Annotated in this window: 14 protein-coding genes and 4 pseudogenes; 4 read left to right on the top strand and 14 right to left on the bottom strand. The window is 59.3% G+C overall.

Translation table 11 applies throughout. The features are described from left to right. Window positions 1–113 precede the first annotated feature (113 nt). From uraH to JCM15831_RS05740, 8 genes are read right to left on the bottom strand one after another with little or no spacing between them, the layout of a single operon-like run. Window positions 114–446, bottom strand: coding sequence for a hydroxyisourate hydrolase (gene uraH / locus JCM15831_RS05775; protein WP_025823412.1), 333 nt, complete (start codon window positions 444–446; stop codon window positions 114–116). Continuing rightward, the gene (gene uraD / locus JCM15831_RS05770) at window positions 443–937 is read right to left on the bottom strand and encodes a 2-oxo-4-hydroxy-4-carboxy-5-ureidoimidazoline decarboxylase (protein ID WP_025823410.1); all 495 of its coding nucleotides are present in this window, start codon (window positions 935–937) and stop codon (window positions 443–445) included. The genes uraH and uraD overlap by 4 nt, the downstream gene beginning before the upstream one ends. Continuing rightward, window positions 934–1,830, bottom strand: coding sequence for an allantoinase PuuE (gene puuE, locus JCM15831_RS05765; RefSeq protein ID WP_025823408.1), 897 nt, complete (start codon window positions 1,828–1,830; stop codon window positions 934–936). The genes uraD and puuE overlap by 4 nt, the downstream gene beginning before the upstream one ends. Window positions 1,831–1,870: 40 nt before the next feature. Further along, a complete protein-coding gene (locus JCM15831_RS05760; RefSeq protein ID WP_025823406.1) occupies window positions 1,871–3,448 on the bottom strand; it encodes a gamma-glutamyltransferase family protein in 1,578 nt (525 codons plus the stop codon). Next, complete coding sequence (locus tag JCM15831_RS05755; RefSeq protein WP_025823403.1) at window positions 3,448–4,773, bottom strand: AtzE family amidohydrolase; 1,326 nt, start codon at window positions 4,771–4,773, stop codon at window positions 3,448–3,450. Before JCM15831_RS05755 ends, JCM15831_RS05760 begins: the two co-directional genes overlap by 1 nt. Then, a complete protein-coding gene (locus JCM15831_RS20905) occupies window positions 4,770–4,943 on the bottom strand; it encodes an AtzG-like protein (RefSeq protein ID WP_084490569.1) in 174 nt (57 codons plus the stop codon). The genes JCM15831_RS05755 and JCM15831_RS20905 overlap by 4 nt, the downstream gene beginning before the upstream one ends. Continuing rightward, window positions 4,940–6,382, bottom strand: coding sequence for an NAD(P)-binding domain-containing protein (locus JCM15831_RS05745; protein WP_025823401.1), 1,443 nt, complete (start codon window positions 6,380–6,382; stop codon window positions 4,940–4,942). Before JCM15831_RS05745 ends, JCM15831_RS20905 begins: the two co-directional genes overlap by 4 nt. Window position 6,383: 1 nt before the next feature. Next, on the bottom strand, window positions 6,384–7,067 hold the full coding sequence (locus JCM15831_RS05740) for an HAD family acid phosphatase (RefSeq protein WP_025823399.1): 684 nt from the start codon (window positions 7,065–7,067) through the stop codon (window positions 6,384–6,386). Window positions 7,068–7,691: 624 nt separating this feature from the next. Between JCM15831_RS05740 and JCM15831_RS23905 the strand changes: the two genes are divergently transcribed. Continuing rightward, the gene (locus JCM15831_RS23905) at window positions 7,692–8,042 is read left to right on the top strand and encodes a barstar family protein (protein ID WP_025823397.1); all 351 of its coding nucleotides are present in this window, start codon (window positions 7,692–7,694) and stop codon (window positions 8,040–8,042) included. A gap of 33 nt (window positions 8,043–8,075) precedes the next feature. Here JCM15831_RS23905 and JCM15831_RS21375 read toward each other — a convergent pair whose 3' ends face one another. Together JCM15831_RS21375 and JCM15831_RS05725 are read right to left on the bottom strand one after the other, a co-directional pair. Further along, complete coding sequence (locus tag JCM15831_RS21375; protein ID WP_156938756.1) at window positions 8,076–8,222, bottom strand: hypothetical protein; 147 nt, start codon at window positions 8,220–8,222, stop codon at window positions 8,076–8,078. A 288-nt stretch (window positions 8,223–8,510) separates the two neighbouring features. Then, window positions 8,511–9,662 (bottom strand): MFS transporter, encoded by a 1,152-nt coding sequence (locus JCM15831_RS05725; RefSeq protein ID WP_025823395.1) that lies wholly within the window; start codon window positions 9,660–9,662, stop codon window positions 8,511–8,513. A gap of 112 nt (window positions 9,663–9,774) precedes the next feature. Here JCM15831_RS05725 and JCM15831_RS16970 point away from each other — a divergent pair. Continuing rightward, window positions 9,775–11,093, top strand: a pseudogene (locus JCM15831_RS16970) (aminotransferase class III-fold pyridoxal phosphate-dependent enzyme). Between the two features lie 131 nt (window positions 11,094–11,224). Here JCM15831_RS16970 and JCM15831_RS05715 read toward each other — a convergent pair. The 4 genes and pseudogenes from JCM15831_RS05715 to JCM15831_RS05700 form a co-directional block, all read right to left on the bottom strand. Next, window positions 11,225–12,013 carry a CDP-diacylglycerol diphosphatase gene (locus tag JCM15831_RS05715; RefSeq protein ID WP_232228012.1) on the bottom strand — a complete coding sequence of 263 codons (789 nt, stop codon included), beginning with the start codon at window positions 12,011–12,013 and terminating at the stop codon, window positions 11,225–11,227. Continuing rightward, window positions 11,991–13,483 (bottom strand): annotated as a pseudogene (locus JCM15831_RS16965) (Ppx/GppA phosphatase family protein). The gene JCM15831_RS05715 and the pseudogene JCM15831_RS16965 overlap by 23 nt, the downstream one beginning before the upstream one ends. 13 nt (window positions 13,484–13,496) lie before the next feature. After that, window positions 13,497–15,777 (bottom strand): annotated as a pseudogene (locus JCM15831_RS16960) (RNA degradosome polyphosphate kinase). A 94-nt stretch (window positions 15,778–15,871) separates the two neighbouring features. Beyond that, entirely contained in the window at window positions 15,872–16,603 is a 732-nt protein-coding gene (locus JCM15831_RS05700) for a DnaA/Hda family protein (RefSeq protein ID WP_025823391.1), read from the bottom strand. Window positions 16,604–16,699: 96 nt separating this feature from the next. Here JCM15831_RS05700 and purM point away from each other — a divergent pair. Together purM and purN are read left to right on the top strand one after the other, a co-directional pair. Continuing rightward, window positions 16,700–17,756 (top strand): annotated as a pseudogene (gene purM / locus JCM15831_RS16955) (phosphoribosylformylglycinamidine cyclo-ligase). Further along, the gene (gene purN / locus JCM15831_RS05690) at window positions 17,753–18,331 is read left to right on the top strand and encodes a phosphoribosylglycinamide formyltransferase (protein ID WP_025823389.1); all 579 of its coding nucleotides are present in this window, start codon (window positions 17,753–17,755) and stop codon (window positions 18,329–18,331) included. Before purM ends, purN begins: the two are co-directional and overlap by 4 nt. Window positions 18,332–18,344: the final 13 nt, after the last annotated feature.

The raw sequence follows: 18,344 nt of genomic DNA, 5'->3' as shown, positions 1-18,344 counted from the left end.
CATTCCGACGCGGTCTGATCGCCGCGTCAACAAAGAAGGCGGGAAAGGGTCGAACCCCTTCCCGCCTTCTTTACGACCGGATACTTGCTACCGGTGATTTCAGCGATCGCGCATCAGCTCCCGCGATAGGTGGAGTAGCCGAAGGGGGAGACGAGCAACGGCACGTGATAATGCCCGGTCTCCGTCATACCGAAATCGATCTGCACGACATCGAGAAAAGGCGGTTCAGGAAGATCAAGCTCGCGCGCCCTGAAGTAAGCTGCAACCTCGAAGCGCAGCACATGCGCACCCGCAGTAACCTCGACTTCTTTGAGCGCTGGGCAACGCCCGTCTTCATCTGTCACGCCCGAAAAAAGCTCTTCATCGCCCTTGAGCAGCGTAACGGCCATTCCGGCTGCCGGTCGGCCAGCTGATGTATCGAGAACATGGGTCGAAAGCGTTGTCATGGCGATATCTTGTCCTTCAGACGTAACAGGGCGATCTGGTCAATCTGGTCGAGCGCCTCGGCCAGTTCGGCCTCAGAACTCTGGAGGAGACGGCGTTCGATTTCCTGTCGCATGCGTTCTTTTGTAGCCTGTCGCACACAGATGACGAAGGGCATATCGAAACGTGCCTGATACGCGTCATTCAACGCACGAAAGGCGACAAACTCGGCCTCGCTCAGGCGATCCAGCCCTGCCCCCTCCTGCTCTGCGGCAGAAAGTGCCCCTAGGTCGGGATCGATCCCGAATTTCCCCGCCAGCTCGGGATGAGCCTTGACCAGCGCTCTCTGCCGTTCCTCACCAGCAGCGCGGATGATCTTCGACGTGGCGCCGATCATGGTTTGTGCATCGACAAAAGGGGCCTGAGGCCAGACCGCCTCGACGATCCAGGGGGTGTGCTCGTAAATCGCGCCAAAACGCTCGACAAACGCTTCACGCGTTTCTGCGTGGATCATGCAGGGTGTACCTCAAGCCAGTGACGCGCAATGTCGAGACGTGTGGCAACCCACGCATCCTGATGGGCTTTCACATGGTCCAGAAAACGCTTCAGGGCGAGTGCGCGCGCGGGACGTCCGGCGAGACGGCAATGCAAGCCAATCGACATCATGCGCCCCCCTTCCTGATACAGCATATCGAACGTATCCCGCAGGTAGCGGAAGAACTGCTCGCCTTCCGTAAACCCGTTCAGCGCGACGAGCTTCATGTCGTTCACATCGAGGGTGTAGGGCACAATCAGCTGCGCCTTGCCGTAGCGTCGATCATAATAAGGCAGGTCATCCGCGTAGGAATCCGCATCGTAAAGAAAGCATCCTTCTTCCACGACGAGACGCCCGGTATTGGGGCTGGTGCGCCCCTGATACCACCCCAGAGGAGCTTCACCGGTGACTTCCTCGTGCAGTCTGATGGCCTCACGGATATGCTCGCGCTCGATTTCTTCAGGTACGTCCTGATAGTCGATCCAGCGCAGACCATGCGTCGCGATCTCCCATCCCGCCGACTTCATGGCAGCAACAGCATCGGGGTTACGGGCCAACGCTTTTGCGACACCAAAAACGGTCAGAGGCAGACCTGCCCCGGTGAATAAACGATGCAAACGCCAGAACCCGGCGCGTGACCCGTATTCGTAGAGGCTTTCCATCTGCATGCAGCGTGCCCCGATGATCGGACGGGTACCGACCATTTCAGAGAGAAAAGCCTCCGAACCCGCATCGCCATGGAGAACGCTGTTCTCTGCGCCCTCCTCGTAATTCAACACAAACTGAACCGCGATGCGAGCCTTGTTCGGCCAATTGGCCTCAGGAGGATGGGCGCCATAGCCCGCCAGATCGCGTGGATAGTCTTGTGTCATGCGTGATCTTTCATCCGGTCAGTCATCTTCAAATTCAGGGTCAGAGTGCTGCGACACCGCCATCGCTGCGCGGATCGGTGGCGCCCTCCATCGTGCCGTCCTCATACCGCCGTATTGCGCCCGCGTGACCCATCGCCGTCGCGAAAGGAGTCAGCCCCTCGACGTCGTGACCCAAAGCGCTCAACCCGTCGAAGATCTCGGGAGCAAAGCGGGTTTCCATCTTCAGCGTCGTGCTCGTCTCACCCCATGTCCGGCCCAGCAGCCAGCGCGGTGCCGTGATGGCTTCCTGCAGGCTGAGCCCTGCGATGACATTCCGGGCAATGATGGCCGCCTGCGTCTGCGGCTGCCCTTCTCCGCCCATCGTGCCATAGGCCAGCAAGCTGCCATCATTCAGGGCGGCCATCGCCGGATTGAGCGTGTGGAAGGGTTTGCGACCGGGAACGAGGCTTCGCAATCCGCCCTGTTTCAGCTCGAAACTCGAGCCCCGGTTCTGCCAGACCAGCCCGGTTTCAGGCAGCACCACGCCCGAACCGAATTCGAAGTAGAGGCTCTGGATCATACTGACGGCCCAGCCTTCGGAGTCCATGACGCCGAACCAGGTCGTATCGCCCTGCTGTGCTTCATGCGGCCAGGGAGAAGCCCGTGTCAGATCGATCGAAGCCGCGAGACGATCAAGCTCTGCCGGGTCGGAAAGGAGCGTCTGGGGAGAAATTCGCATGATTGCAGGATCAGCAATTTCACGATCGCGCCAGATGAAGGCAGCCTTCGTGGCTTCTACCCAGCGATGGATATCCTCGACCGTATCCGCGCCCTGCACGCCAAGCCGCTCGGCAAGGGCAAGAATAAGCAGGGAAGCCGCCCCCTGAGTAGGCGGCGCGACGTTGAAAAACCGGCCATGGTGCAGCATCGTTTCGAGAGGCGCGCCCGCCACAACGTCATGGCGGTTCAGATCATCGAGACTGACAGGCGAGCCGCAGGCAGCCAGTTCCGCTGCGATCAGATCGGCCAGTTTCCCATGATAGAAATCGCCCAAGCCCGCAGTCGCCAGTCTTTTGAGCGTCCGCGCCAAAGCCGGATTGCGATGGACGCTTCCGGCAATCGGCATGTCGCCCGCCGGAAGAAACAACGAACCGAAATTCGGCATGTAGTTGAGTGTGCCGAGATGAGCCGCCATCAAACCTGCCATACTCTCGGTCACCACCATGCCGGATTCAGCATGATCGATGGCATCGGCGAGCAAGGTGGTCAGAGGCAGGTTTCCGCCTGCATAGGCCAGGGCGCGGTTCCAGCCTGCGACCGTTCCGGCCACCGTATTCGCAGCAAGTCCCCCGCGCCATGGCACGGCATCAAGCCCCTGATACAGCTCAGGCCCAGCGCTCTGCGCCAGTCTACCGCAGGCATCGATCGCCAGCATGGCCCCATCTGGGCGGCGGATCAGCCAAAAGCCGTCGCCGCCAAGGCCGGTCATGTGCGGATAGACAACGGAAAGCGTCGCTGCGACGGAAACCGCAGCCTCTACGGCATTGCCACCCGCTTTGAGGATGTCTCTTCCCGCCTGCGCGGCGAGATGATGGGGGGCTGTGACCATCCCCTTTCGCGATCGCGCACTGAAAAGCATCAATCCTCCAGAATTCGCGAGCGAGCGAGACCCGATTGCTCCAGAGCCTCGCCAAACGCAATCAACCGATCCTCGCGACCCGGCGGCGCGACGACCTGCACCCCAAGCGGTAATCCGGACACGTGAAGCGGGACGGTCAGGACAGGGAAACCGGCCAGTGTCAAAGGCTGGGTATAAATTCCCAGATTGGCGCGCGCCGGAACGGCTTTTCCGCCGATCATGAGAGTTGGGTTGTCGCAAAGAGGCGCTTCCCCAGTGACTGCAGGCGCGATCAGAAGATCCGCGTCGCGAAACGCCTCATGCATCTTCGACCGAAAATGCCGCCGAACCCGATGAGCCCGGAACACACTCGGTGCCGGAACGAGCGCGCCCGCCAAAAGGCGGTCCCGCACAGCTGGATCGTAAAGCACGGCCTGATCTCGCAAACGCTCCAGATGGAGCGATCCCCCCTCCGAGGCGCTGATGACAAAAGCCGCCGCGCGCGCAGCAGCCACATCAGGCACGTCCACTTCTCTGACGATCTTCAACGCGTGACAGAACTCGCTCAAAGCCTGAGCCATTTCCGTGGAGAGATCCGACGCGAACCAGCCGATCAGACGGGCCAGCCGCAACGATCCTGTCTCGACGGGAGGCAGTCGCTCCCCCGTCACCGCCTCGACCACCGCGCGCAGATCGGCAGCACTGGCAGTGAAGGGCCCTACTGTGTCGAGGCTGGCCACAAAGGGAAAAGAGCCCTCCGTCGAGAGGCGATTCTGGGTTGCCCGTAGCCCCCAGACACCACAGAGCGACGCAGGCACCCGGATCGAGCCATTCGTATCCGAGCCCAGAGACAACGGAAAATACCCAGCGGCCACACCCGCCGCCGATCCACCCGAGGAGCCTCCAGCGAGACGGTCTGTATCATGGGGGTTTCGAGTCAGACCGTGATGCGCGTTATCTGTGGCAAACCCGTAGGCAAATTCATCCATATTTGTCGTCGCAAGCGGTATGGCACCTGCTTCCACAAGGCGGCGCACCAGAACTGCATCCTGCGTCGCGGGCGGCATCTCGCGCAGGACTCTGGATCCTGCCGTGGTCACCAGCCCCTCGACGTCGAAAAGGTCCTTGATCCCGAAAGGCACCCCCGCCAGAGGGCCGGGGTCTTGCCCTCTGGCGACCAGTCCATCGATCCTGCGCGCCTGCTCTAGGGCGCGTTCCGACAGGAGCCTCGTGACAGCGTTGACCGTGCCATCGCGGGTCTTCACCCGCGCGAGACTGGCTTCGATAGCCGAGACTGCCGAAATTTCACCCGCGCGCACTGCGCGGCTGATCTCGACAGCCCTCATGGACGATACTCGAAAGCAGGCTCAAGCCGCTCCGGCAGCTCGATCGCGCTGACGAGCGCTTCATATTCGGCAATCAGGGCGAGATTGCGCAAGATCTCGAAACGATATTCTTCCGGAACAATCAGATCGAGTGCAGCCGCACGGGCTGCCAGACACTCTTCTGCCGTCATGCTTGCGTCTCTTCCTCGCGACCAAGGCTGATGAGTTCTTCTGCATCGTAAGAAAGCAGACTCTCAAGATGTTTTTCGCCGTCCTGCACGAAGAGATCGCACGCGATCGAGCGTGCGAGACGATCAACGCCGTAACGCATCCCGCTGATCGACGCACCGGACAGACCCATGCTCGGCGTTGCCGCAAAGGTGAAATTATAGATCGCTGCCAGCATCGCCGCATCGGGATGGCTGGGGTCACGCGGCAAAAACTGACTTTGCGGGCTGAGATAAGGGTAAGAAGTCAGCACAGCGCTTTCCTCCCCCTCAGGCGCAGAGAAGCGATCGCCCCACAAGGCGATGTTGGACGCAAAACCGGCTGTCTCCGGCCGCTTCGTAAAATCGATAACGAACCCCGTACCGATAATCAGATAATCGAACTGCATATCCCCATGCGGGGTCGTCACGACGATGGTTTCCCCTTCGCACCGCGCATCGAGCCAGGGCGTATCACCGTGGAAACTGAACCCATCATGACGGCTGCACCGCCAGAACGTATCCTGCGGGGGCGGCTGATTGAGATCGAAGATACGACGCATGAAGCGCCAGCGTGTCAGATCCGGCAAAGACGGAAAATGGCCGAGAAAGCCTGCGTTTTCCATCCAGCGATAGGGATTAATGCGGGGCAACGTCTTGCGACGGATGCAGACAGAGACGGAAGCCGCCCCGGCTTCCAGCGCTGTAGCTGCATTATCGAAAGCCGATGCCCCTCCGCCAAGCACCCCGACCCGCTTGCCACGCAACGCCTCGAAATCGATGTCCTGATGCGTATGGGCGTAAAGATGTGCAGGCACGGCATCGCGGATGAAGTCGGGAACGTGCCACGAGCCGCTCCCCTCAATCCCCGTCGCCAGAACGAGACGTCGTGCCCAGACCTGCTCGGTCTCACCATTCTGCGCGCGGAATGTCAGGTGGAGCAGCCCGTCCTGCCAGACCACCTCCACCAGCTCGCGATCATGCGCAACAGGGAGTGCAAGGGTGGTGCGATACCAGTCGAGATAGGCCTGCCAATCGCGACGATCGATCTTGCCAAGCGACATCCAGGCTTCCTTCCCATAGCGTGCCTCGAACCAGGAACGCGGGGTCAGTGAGGGGATACCGAGATCCGGCCCCGTCACATGCTTGGGGGTGCGCAGGGTGATCATGCGGGCAAAGGTGACCCAGGGCCCGGCCTTACCTTCCCGAGCGCGCTCGAACACACGCACATTATGAACACCGATACGCCGAAGCGCGAAGCAGGACGCTAGCCCGCCCTGCCCGCCCCCGATGACAGCAACATCCAGAACCGGCTCTCCCTTATGGGTAACCACAGACGACACCCATGGGCCGGAGGCATAGGCAATTTTCTCAAGATCGGCGTGAACCTGCTTCGTGAGATCACTGAGCGCTTGGTTTTGCATGTCAGGGCACCCGGTAAAAAGGATTGGGGAGGAGAAAGCCACGTTCGGCATGACCGCCAGCAAGATCCGAAGGCTGATCTCCGATATTGGCGATGATGCGATAGCCGTCCTGCTCGATCCGGGCTCGCGCCGGTGTCTTGTAGTCGGCGGCAGACGCAGTGTGGCTGCCATCTTCACGCAGAACGAGACCTGCCCAATCGCGATAGCCCGCAGTTTCAAGATTGAGGGCAGTCGCCTCACGCTCGTTCTCATACCGCCCGGTCACGAAGAACACCGCAACGCCGTGCTGACGCGCCTGGGCGTAGAGCGACAAGGTTCCGGCAAAGGCTTTGGCCTGAGCTGTCTTTTCCCACGTATCGACGCCGCAAGGACCTTCAGGAAGAGCGTCGCATGGCCCTTCCCGGAAATAGGCGAAATGATTGGCAGCAATTTCAGGCCAGTTGGAGAGCGAGGTTTCGTCGATGTCGAGCACGATGGCAGGCTTGCTGACATGACCGGCACGGAGGCGAACCCACTCCGAGGCTTCCTGAATGACCGACCGGAAATCCCGGTCATAGGAGCCGCTGTCGTGATAGGCCATTGCCGCTGCCGCGACGTCGCCGACATTGGCTGGAGCCGCTACGGCTGCGCGCGGCATCCCCGCCGCAAACGACAGGATTGAGGAGACAAGCGTCAGAGAAATCATGCACCGCACACGGCGCTGCCTGATTTTCACCTGCGGCTGGCCGTCAACGCGCCCGAGTGGAAATGACTGTCTTTTGTGATCGCTCGAGCGCGATGGATATGCCGCACAATTCACGTGAAGACCAACTCCCCTCTGACGATCTCTTAAGGCCTCATCTTCACAGCTCTACGGTAATGCGACAAGAGCTCCTTCGTCTTTTTGTTACGGAGAAAGAAGAAAAATTAATTCATACTCTCCATGTCCTGAATAGAGCCGAACATCGCGGTAAGTAAGGAGACCATAACTTACCACACACGCCGTGTGGATCTGTCACTGCTTCCTGCCGCACTCACATCTCGTTAAGGTCATGGTACTCAAGCTAAATAGCGACCTCGTAGAACATAACCCGTGGATCGAACCTGAAATCTCTTCCGATCTATGGCTGACTCCTGCATGGCGAGGCACCCGAATTTAGTTTTAACTGGCTTATATTCGAAGGCTGATGCCACATTAGGCGCAGCACGCTAGAGGCAACTGAGTAGAACCATCTAACGCTTTCCTGTAAATCGTCTTATCTGTATCAAACAATGTGACAGAAGTATTACGATAGATCGTGATAATATCTTTATAGAAGCGAAGAATCAAATGTCCCGCATTATAGAATTGGGATCAGAAGAAATCCCAAACGACAGAGAAAGCGTTGTATTTCTCGTCCCAGAAAAAATAAAAGGACTAGAGCAGTTTTTTAATATCTTTCGTACACTCTTGAATTTTCCGTCTTATTTTGGCTTCAACTGGGACGCATTTGATGAGTGTATAAACGATCTACACTGGATAACATATCGGGATGTCTGGATCGTTTTTAATGACATACCGATTATTGGAGAAGATGATATATCGGTACTATATTATTTACTCAGGGAATCTGTAGATCGATGGAACAAGACAAATGAGATAAATCTCAATATTGTCATACCCCGTGGCTTCGCCAAATAGCCTTCGCCGTCGCAAAGACCTCCTTTGCGGTCACTATTCCGGAATGAATATCGGCACGACTGTTGCAGCGCGATATCGCGCTGACGGGGGCGTATCGCTTGCAAGATCGAAAGCAACCACCATCCGTGAACTCTTCGTGCCACCCGCCTTACCATTACCGCTCGATACCGAGACATCCATCTTCTCAGGGGTCTCCCCAGATCGAATAAGGTGACTAGCACCGGCGGCCCGACAATCGCTTTAAACGGGGTCGGTTAACGCTACGTCACCAGCGAAAGCTCAGGTGAGAGAGTGCATTCCCCTCAGGGACAACCGCGATAGATCCTATACCTCGGTTTTTGAGACCGTGGGTAATCTAAACCTACCGTCACAACACGTGACAATTGGCTCCCTTTTCATCACCCCGCCGAAATCGGGCCTCTCGGCTGCGGTTCTCATCAACGACCAGATCCACTTAGCACGGCCCGATCAAGGCGCTGATACGCGGCGGTAGAAGAACACAATCAGAAACGCCAGCGCAGCCAGCGCGGCGCCACTCATAGACACGGCACCGTAGCCGAGACCATGAGAGAGAACGATACCACCCAGCCAGGCGCCGAGGGCGTTGCCGAGATTAAACGCTCCGATATTGACGGAAGAGGCAAGTCCCGGAGCTTTGCTCGCAGCCTGCATGGTCCGCATCTGAAGTGCGGGCATGATCGCGAAGGAAGCCGCGCTCCATACCAGAATGCCCCCGATTGCTCCGGCGGGAGTGACCGCCAGGGTCGGGTAGACGAGCATGATGATCCCGAGCACCGGCAGCATCGAAAGCAGGGCAAAACGCGTCGAGCGATCTGCCAGACGGCCACCGAGCGCCGCCCCGATGCTGAACCCGACACCGATCATCATCAAGGCCAGTGTGACAAGCGTCGTGCTGGCATGGGTGATGCTATGCAGGAATGGCGCGATATAGGTGTAGAGCACAAACATGATGCCAGCGCCCAGCGTCGTGACGGTGAGAGCCAGCAGCACCTCGCCCCCCATCAGGACACGCAGTTCCCCGAGGACATCGGGACGTGCGCTGCGCCCGCGGGGCGGCAGAGCAAAACTCAGGGCAAGCACGGCGATCGCCCCGAGCAAGGCGGTGACCAGAAAAGCAGTCCGCCAGCCCATGGTATCCCCGAGCCATGTTGCTGCTGGCACACCGAAGATATTGGCAATGGTCAGCCCCAGAAACATCGACGCCACGGCAGAAGCCCCGCGACCGGAGGGGACGACACTCGACGCCTCAACAGCGCCGAGACCGAAAAAGGCACCATGTGAAAGGCTGGTCACGACACGCCAGAAGAACAGCATTTCATAGCTATGGCTCATCCCCGCACCGAGATTGCCGACGATATACAGGCCCATCAACGCAATCAGGGCTGCCTTCCGCGAGATAGCGCCCAGCAGCAATGTCATGATCGGCGCGCCGATCATGACGCCGAAGGCATAGGCACTGACAAGTGTTCCAGCCTTGGGCACGCTGATGTGCAGATCCTGCGCAATGACGGGCAAAAGCCCCATCGGGGTGAATTCCGTTGTGCCGATGGCAAAGGCGCCAGCTGCCAGTGAGAGCAGGGCGATGCGGGGAGAGGCCATCACGGCTCCTTGAAATAATCTGTTCACGCAAGTTCTTCTTACTTTGCAGATCGCGCTCATCATGCAAGATTTTCGACCCTATCTTCTCTTCAATCGAGCCGGAACCCAGGCCATGACCTCTTCGTACGCCGATACCAATCACGATGCTCTCTGGCTCCCCTTCACCGCTAATCGGCAATTTCGCGATGCACCGCGCATGCTGGTTTCCGCAAAGGGCATGTATTATCGCGACGATAAGGGTCGTGAAGTGCTCGATGGCTGCGCGGGTCTGTGGTGCGTCAACGCGGGTCATGGTCAGCCACGTATTATCGAAGCCGTGCAAAAAGCCGTGGCGACTCTCGATTTCGCACCGGTTTTCCAGATCGGTCACCCGCTTGCCTTTCAGGCAGCTGACCGTATCGCCCAGCTCGCACCCAATCCTCTGAATCACGTTTTCTTCTGCAATTCCGGCTCGGAAGCTGGCGATACCGCTTTGAAAATCGCCCTCGCCTATCAGCGCCTGCGCGGCGAAGGCACGCGCACCCGTCTGATCGGCCGCGAGCGCGGCTATCACGGGTCGGTTTCGGCGGGATTTCTGTCGGTGGCATTTCCGGCAATCGCAAACTCTACGGATCATTGCTGACCGGCGTGGACCACCTTCCCCACACGCTCGATTTGCGTCGCAATGCCTTTTCCCGTGGTCTGCCCGAGCACGGCGCAGAACTGGCCGACGAGCTGGAACGGATCGTGGCCCTGCATGACGCCTCGAATATCGCTGCAGTCATTGTCGAACCCATGGCCGGATCGACCGGTGTCCTGCCCGCGCCGAAAGGCTATCTCAAACGCCTGCGAGAAATCTGCACAAAACACGGCATCGTGCTGATCTTCGATGAAGTCATCACCGGGTTCGGGCGTCTGGGCGCGTCCTTCGCCGCCGAAAAATACGGTGTCGTGCCCGATATCATGACAGTGGCCAAGGGCATCACCAACGGCACCATTCCAATGGGGGCCGCCATCGTTTCTGACGAGATTTTCGAGGCCTTCATGCAAGGTCCGCGTGACGCCATCGATCTCCCGCATGGCTATACCTATACGGCGCATCCAATCGCCTGTGCCGCTGCTTTGGCCACGCTCGACACCTATGCCGAAGAGCATCTCTTCGAGCGTGCGGCGACGCTGTCGCCCTATTTCGAAGAGGCCGCTCACTCCCTGAGAGATTTCCCTCATGTGGTCGACATTCGCAATGAGGGTCTGGTTGCGGGTATCGAACTGGCACCACGAAACGCGTCAACGACACGCGCCTTCGAGGTGTTCGAGCGCGCTTTCCATGATGGACTTCTGCTGCGCTACACCGGGGATACGCTGGCTGTGTCTCCGCCTCTGATCATCGAAAAAGGTGAAATCGACCGCATCTTCGAGACGATTGGGCGTCTCCTGAAGAGCATCGACTAGAGGGTTTTTCCTCACTCCCGCAGACACACAAGCCTGTGGGAGAAGGCTCGCGGCGAAAGCGTCATCTGGCTCTGAGGCTGCACCTTTCCGGTTGCAGCACGAGGCGGTGACGCCGCCTCCTCGCGCTGAACTCAGTGAGTGACTTTGGAAGCCGCCTGCCCGGCCGTCGCGTCGATCACCCCGTGACAGGCATGATCCTGCAACTCCTCGCCAGACGCCCGGTCCAGTCCCTGCGCCGTATCATCAAGCAGAACGTAACCCTCATCGAGCGGAGCCAGAACAAGCGTGTGATTCCCCATTTCTGTCTCTGGGTGCTGAAGCGTGGCAGCAAGAATGAGAAAGGGCGACGCGTTCAGGGTCGCGAGATAAAGAGCGCGATAATGATGTCCGTTCAGGGGCTCGGGCAGAATCGACCAGTTCGGACCGATACGGCCGTCATTGCGGTCAAGCACTGCCCTCACCTCGGGCACAAGGCAATCGAGATGAATATGAAGCTGATTTTGCGAACGCCCTTTTGACGAATTGATCGCCAGAGACAGCATTCTCTCCGGGATAGGCAACCCGTAAGACGCGCTGACCCGGTCACGGTACGACCAGGCTTGCGCGAAATAATTGGGCTGGTCCGCGCGTAGCACTGCCGCGCTTTCTATGCCGGTCACCTTATCGGTCGGGATCAGCAGATACTGGCCGCGCCCTTCGATGGAGTGCAACAACGCAATGCCCCGCAGCGCGTCATAAACCGCACAGGGTTTGGCACCCTTCGCGCATTTCTCATGCACGATTTTCCAAAGAGCGTCAGGATCATGATCCTTATGAATGACCGTCCCTGCATAGGCAGAGACAGCCAGCCCTAATGCCGCCCCCACAAGGCAACTGCTCTGCCAGCAGGATGCCGGATCAGCATTCGCGCGTGTTAGCAACGAGATTCATGCTTTGACCCAGGCGATCCAGACGACGCTTGACCCCACCACCCGCAGCAAAGCTGCTTTGCTCGTTATGAGTCAGCCAGAGCTGACCATCTTCGATCGACAGGGTCGTGTTTCTGAGGAGATCCGCTGTCCCGCCGCAGATGGTGTAGGCAAGACGCAGCGCAAAGCCGAGCTGTATGGCGCGATCGCAATCATCCGGGTCCAGAAGCGTCGGGACACGTCCATCAGCTGATCTGTAGGGTCTGCTTCGTAGCGCACCGCGAGCGTCATCGCGACAAACGCCCTTGCCTGATGATCGAACCCCACACCATGCATCCGCATGACGCGCAGATAGGTCTGGGGTGCCCGATATTCAGGGTGATCGAACGACCCGATATCGGACATCCGGCACGCCATGTCCCGCAAGGCCGTTTCCGTAGGGGTTTCGTGCTGGAAAAGGGGTGCCGTCCATCGCACAAGCTCACCTGGCAACTCCATGCTGCGACTGAGGCGCGCCGCAGTCTCGTCAGCCAATGCGCGACAGGGATCGAGCGAAGCAACGGCCTGCCCCACTTTGTGCATGTACCAGCCCTCGCGAAGACCATCCACGCTGAAGATGATCTGGGAAGGCTGCACGATACGCATCAGTCGTCGCAGCACAGTGGCCGCAAACGGGACATCATCGAGACGCTTGCGCGGGAAACCCGGCAGTTTTTCGAGTATCTTGCGCGGCGTTTCGATCAGCCACGTCGCCATTTCTCGGGCTTCGTCCGCTCCAAGCGTATAGAGATGGACGATATTCAGCGGATATCCGGTACGTGCGATCTGCAGCTTTGCCAGGGCACGGAAGGCTCCGCCGACGAGATAAAGCGGCTTGCCCTTCTGCGCAGGCAGCCATGCCACATCATCAAGGTCTGCCTCGACGACCTCACGTGCCCGCTTCAGGTCTCCCTCAGCACGATCAGACAGCCGGATGACCCCGAGCGGCCTTGTGCAGGCTTCATGATGGCGCCCTTCCGCCACCCGGATCAGTTCGAGCGAGCCTCCTCCGATATCGGCAACAACACCATCGGCGTCAGGCAAACCGCATAAGACACCGGTCGCTGCGTAATCGGCTTCTTCCTCACCCGTGAGAATGCGGATCGGCACGTCGGGCATGCATTCATGCAATGTCTCGACAAATTCTTGACCATTGCTCGCGTCACGTACAGCGGCTGTCGCCAGCACCTCGAAAGGATGGGCGTTCATCGCGCGCGCAATGGCATTGAACCTGCTCATCACATCACGAGAAACCAGAAGACCTTCCTCGTTGAGACGTCCTGTCTGCTCCAGACCGCGACCGAGCCTCAGGGTCGCTTTTTCGTTGAAAATGGGGATCGGATTGCGCGTCACTCCCTCGAAGACAACCAGTCGAACCGAATTCGAACCGAGGTCGACGATGGCTGCACGATGGTGGCCTTGCGGAACGTCAGTACCGGACACTTTACCCTCTTTCTTAATCTTCACGAACCCGATCCGGCCGCTCGCGGCGACCCGCATCCTTGTCCTGCGGTTTCTCCCTGGCTGCCGACCCACGTCCGGAAAGCGACGGGTTGTGCATGAAATACTCATGCGCGGAGAAGGGATTAGCCCCCGGAGCCACGCGCTGCCAATCCCCCTTGGAAGAGAGAACCCAGCTCTGGAGCGTGTCACGCAGATCCATCGTCATGATCTGTCCCAGGATCTGGGCATGGACGGTTGGATTGCAGAGCGGCACCAGGCTTCGACACGCCGATCCATATTGCGTCCCATCCAGTCCGCAGACGAGGTGAAGACCTTTGCCTTGTGTGACGGCATGCGATGGCCATTGCCAAAGGCGTAGATCCGGGCGTGCTCCAGAAAACGCCCGACGATCGATCGTATCTCGATATTCTCGGACAATCCCGGCACGCCGGGACGCAGGCAACAGATCCCGCGAATGATCCCCACCACTTTAACACCGGCGCGCGAGGCGCGATAAAGGGCATCGATCAGAGACGGATCGACCAGACTATTCATCTTGAGCCAGATCTTGGCCGGGCGCCCCGCCTTGGCATGGACAATTTCCGCGTCGATCAGATCCATCAAGGTGTCACGCAGCGTGATCGGAGCAAAAGCGAGCGCTTCCATGTCCGCCGGGGCGGCGTAACCCGTCATGTAGTTGAAGAGCTTGGCTGAATCGCTCGCCAACTGCGGATCGCAGGTAAAGAAAGACAGATCGGTATAGATACGCGCCGTGATCGGATGATAATTGCCGGTCCCGAAATGAGCGTAAGAGCGCAACCCGCCTGCCTCACGGCGGACAACGAGGCTCAGCTTTGCGTGCGTCTTGAGATGCGTGAAGCCAAAGACAACCTGAACCCCGGCTGATTCCAGCGAACGCGCAAGACGGATATTCGCCTCTTCATCGAAGCGGGCACGCAGCTCGACCATGGCCGTCACCGACTTGCCCAACTCTGCAGCCTCGATGAGCGCGCGCACGATCGGACTGTCCCGTGACGTGCGATAAAGCGTCTGCTTGATCGCCACCACATTGGGATCGAGCGCTGCCTGCTTAAGGAACTGCACCACCACATCGAAACTTTCGAAGGGTGATGGACCACAATATCCTTGGCGCGGATCGCAGCGAAACAATCGCCGTCATAATCGCGGATGCGCTCGGGAAAGCGCGGTGTGTAGGGCTTGAAAAGCAGATCGGGCCGGTCTGAAACGATCATCTGCTTGAGATCGACCACGCCGATGATGTCAGGCTGGATCACCACATCGTCTCTGGCGACATCGAGCTCTTCGGCAAACTCGTAACCGAGCGCTTCAGGGATGGCCGTGTCGAGAGAAAGATGGATCCCGACGCCTCTACGACGCTGTTTGAGTGCTGTCTCGTAGGACAGAACCAGATCTTCGGCCTCGTCCTCGAACTCTACATCGGAATCGCGGATGATACGAAGGACGCCGCCCTCGGCAATCTCCAACCCGGGGAACAGGCGGGTGATATGCAGACGGATAACATCTTCAAGCAGCACGAAGCGTACATCGGGACGAATATCGGGCTCTTCCCGATGCGGCGCGGGCAGCCTGATGAAACGGTCGATCTGCTGCGGAAGCAGAATGAGCGCGTCCATCGTAAAGCCAGGCACGGATGGGTCGTTCAGCCTGAGTGCCAGCGCCATCCCCAGATTGGGTATGAACGGCATCGGATGAGACGGATCGATCGCAAGCGGCGTAAGAACGGGATAGATTTCTTCCTCGAACTTTGCGGCGATGCTCGCACGCTCGGCATCAGTCAGCTCATCCCGGTTGCATAAGCGAATGCCGGCCTGCGCAAGCTCGCCGCGAAGCAGACGCCAGATCCTCTGCTGAGCGGCAAAGAGCTTGGCGGCGCTCCGCCGCACGCTGGTGAGCTGGCGTGCTGGGGTCAGACCGTCGGCCGAGGGAACGACCAGCCCCTCACGGACCTGACCGACGAGACCAGCCACGCGGACTGAGTAAAATTCGTCGAGGTTGCTGGCGCTGATCGACAGAAAGCGCAGTCGTTCGAGCAAAGGGTGGCGGCTGTTTTCCGCCTCCTCGATCACGCGTTGGTTAAAGTCGAGCCAGGATAGCTCGCGGTTGATGAAACGTGCGGGGGACGTCACGATCCCCGGATCCGGAATCCGTGCCACAGCACGGGTCGTCCGCGGTGATCTTGTGCGCCTGTTTCCGGCAGTTGAGGGTGCCCCGGTTCGGGCAGCCTTTGGGTCTTTTTCCGAAGACGACGTCACGCGATGCGTTCCCTGTTCCTAACTGATTTGTGAACACAGCATCGGCCCAGAAATGGCGGTTCGTCAAACCCCTTCACCCAATCATCACAAAATTTCAGAGCGTGTCAGCCGCCGATTCATCGAGCAAGCCGGCCAGAACTTCACGAGCAAGAGCGCGCGTTAAAGGCCTTCCATGAGCAAGGCCAGCGTGATCGAGACGCTCCACTGCCGCCACGATGGCATCACCCGTGCGCGGCAGATTTCGCGTCAGCCAGTCCAGAATCGGCTTGGAGACGACCAGCTGACGCTCGGCGATCAGGCGCAGCAGCAACGTGAAACGTAATGAGTCCTCAGGCGGCGCGATACGGACCGTCGTGACCGCTCTCAACCGGCTCGCCAGATCGGGCAGGATGATCGGCAACCTTACCGGAGCGAGACGTGCTGCCATGAGCAGCGTCGTGCGCTGCTCACGCGTCAGATTGAGCAAATGGAGCAAAGCGCGCTCGGACGACACGTTGTCCAGATGATCGAGAGCAAGCGCTGCGGGAGGCGCCTCCGCCAGGGCCGTGACATCGGCCATGTCAAGTTCTGCGGCATCGAGCACACGGGCGCCGCGGGCCGACGCCCAGATATGAAGCAAATGCGACTTGCCGCAGGCATCATCGCCGCAAATGAGCAGTCGCCGATCGGGCCACCCTGTCTGGTTCAGCCATCGTCTCGCAAGGGCATTCGAGGCCGCTGCAACGAAGTGGCGGGCAGCGACACTTGCAGGCGGACGCAACGCCAGAGCGAGTTGCCCAGCGGCCCCCTTGGCCAACAAACCGTCATTTCCCGCCTCTTTGTCCATTCAATAACCGTTCCGGTCCTTTCCGAGCCGGGTCGGCTCCAGTAATAGGAGCGGATAATAACGCAACCGGCCAGGTTAATCGAGCGAGGCGACAGCATGACCGACCCAATCTCTCCTTCAGCGAGCTATCGCGAGTCCGGTGTCGATATCGAGGCCGGGGATGCACTGGTCGAGGCGATCAAGCCTGCTGCCAAATCGACCGACCGTCCCGGCACGATGGGCGGCCTCGGTGGCTTCGGCGCCTGTTCGACCTGAAAGCTGCGGGCTTCAGCGACCCCATCCTTGTCAGCTGCACCGATGGCGTTGGCACCAAGCTCATGGTTGCCATCGAGAGCGGCCAGCATGACACGGTCGGGATCGACCTCGTCGCCATGTGTGTCAACGATCTGGTCGTGCAGGGCGCGCAGCCGCTGTTCTTCCTCGATTATCTGGCGACCGGCAAACTCTCGGTCGACGATGCGTCCCGCGTCGTCCGCGGCATCGCTCAGGCCTGCCGGGATACAGATTGTGCCTGGTGGGTGGTGAGACAGCCGAGATGCCCGGCATGTACGGCCCTGGCCATTACGATCTCGCTGGCTTCAGCGTCGGGGCGGCAGAGCGCTCGGCCCTTCTCCCTGCCGGCATCGCTCAGGGGGATGCGCTAATCGCTCTTCCCTCAAGCGGCGTGCATTCCAACGGGTATTCACTGGTGCGTGGCATTAAGGCCATGAGTGGCCTCGACTGGAACAGCGAAGCCCCCTTCGAACCTGGCAGCACCCTGGCCGAAGCCCTGCTGCGCCCGACAGCACTCTATGTCCGTACGGTGATGGCCCTGCACAAAGCGGGACTTCTGCATGGCTGCGCCCATATCACGGGTGGTGGTCTACCGGGCAATTTGCCGCGTGTCCTGCCTGAAGGGCTTGGCGTTCAGATACAGGCCGATAGCTGGCCCGTGCCGCCGGTCTTCCGTTGGCTGGCCCAGACTGGCAACGTGGCCCATGACGAGATGCTCAAAGTCTTCAATTGCGGCATCGGCATGGTGCTGATTACCTCCGAGCCCGACAAGGTGCTTGCTCTCCTCGAAGAGCGCGGCGAGAAAGGCTATCGCATTGGTGACATCACGGCGAATGGCCCGCGCTATGCGCTTGATGGAACGGTCGATTTCGCCTCATGACGAAAACACCCATTGCCGTTCTCATCAGCGGGCGTGGCAGCAACATGAATGCGCTGATCGAGGCCTGTGCGCGCCCGGACTACCCGGCGCGCATTGCCCTTGTGATGAGCAACAACCCTGACGCTCCGGGGCTCGAGACAGCGCGTCTGGCCGGGCTCACAACTCTGGCGATCGATCACCGTCTTTTTCCGAGAGATCGTGAAGGGCATGAAAAGGCAATCGACGCTGCCCTCGCAGAAGCCGGGATCGAAGTGATCTGCCTTGCGGGATATATGCGCGTGCTCACGCCCTATCTCGTATCGCGCTGGAAGGGGCGGATGCTGAACATTCATCCGAGCCTCCTTCCCGCCTATCCCGGTCTCGACACCCATGCGCGAGCACTCGAAGCTGGCGATACCGAGCATGGCTGCACTGTGCATCTCGTAACCGACGGTGTGGACGAAGGTCCTATTCTGAGACAGGCACGAGTGCCAATCCACGGCGACGACACGCCTCAGAGCCTTGCCTCTCGCGTGCTTGAGCAGGAGCACGTACTCTACCCTGCCGCCCTGTCGGAATTCCTGAGCCACACATAAAAAAGCCCGGCAT

It is taken from the genome of Asaia astilbis JCM 15831 (assembly GCF_000613845.1).
Classification (GTDB): domain Bacteria; phylum Pseudomonadota; class Alphaproteobacteria; order Acetobacterales; family Acetobacteraceae; genus Asaia; species Asaia astilbis.
This window is presented reverse-complemented; position numbering and strand designations above follow the sequence as displayed.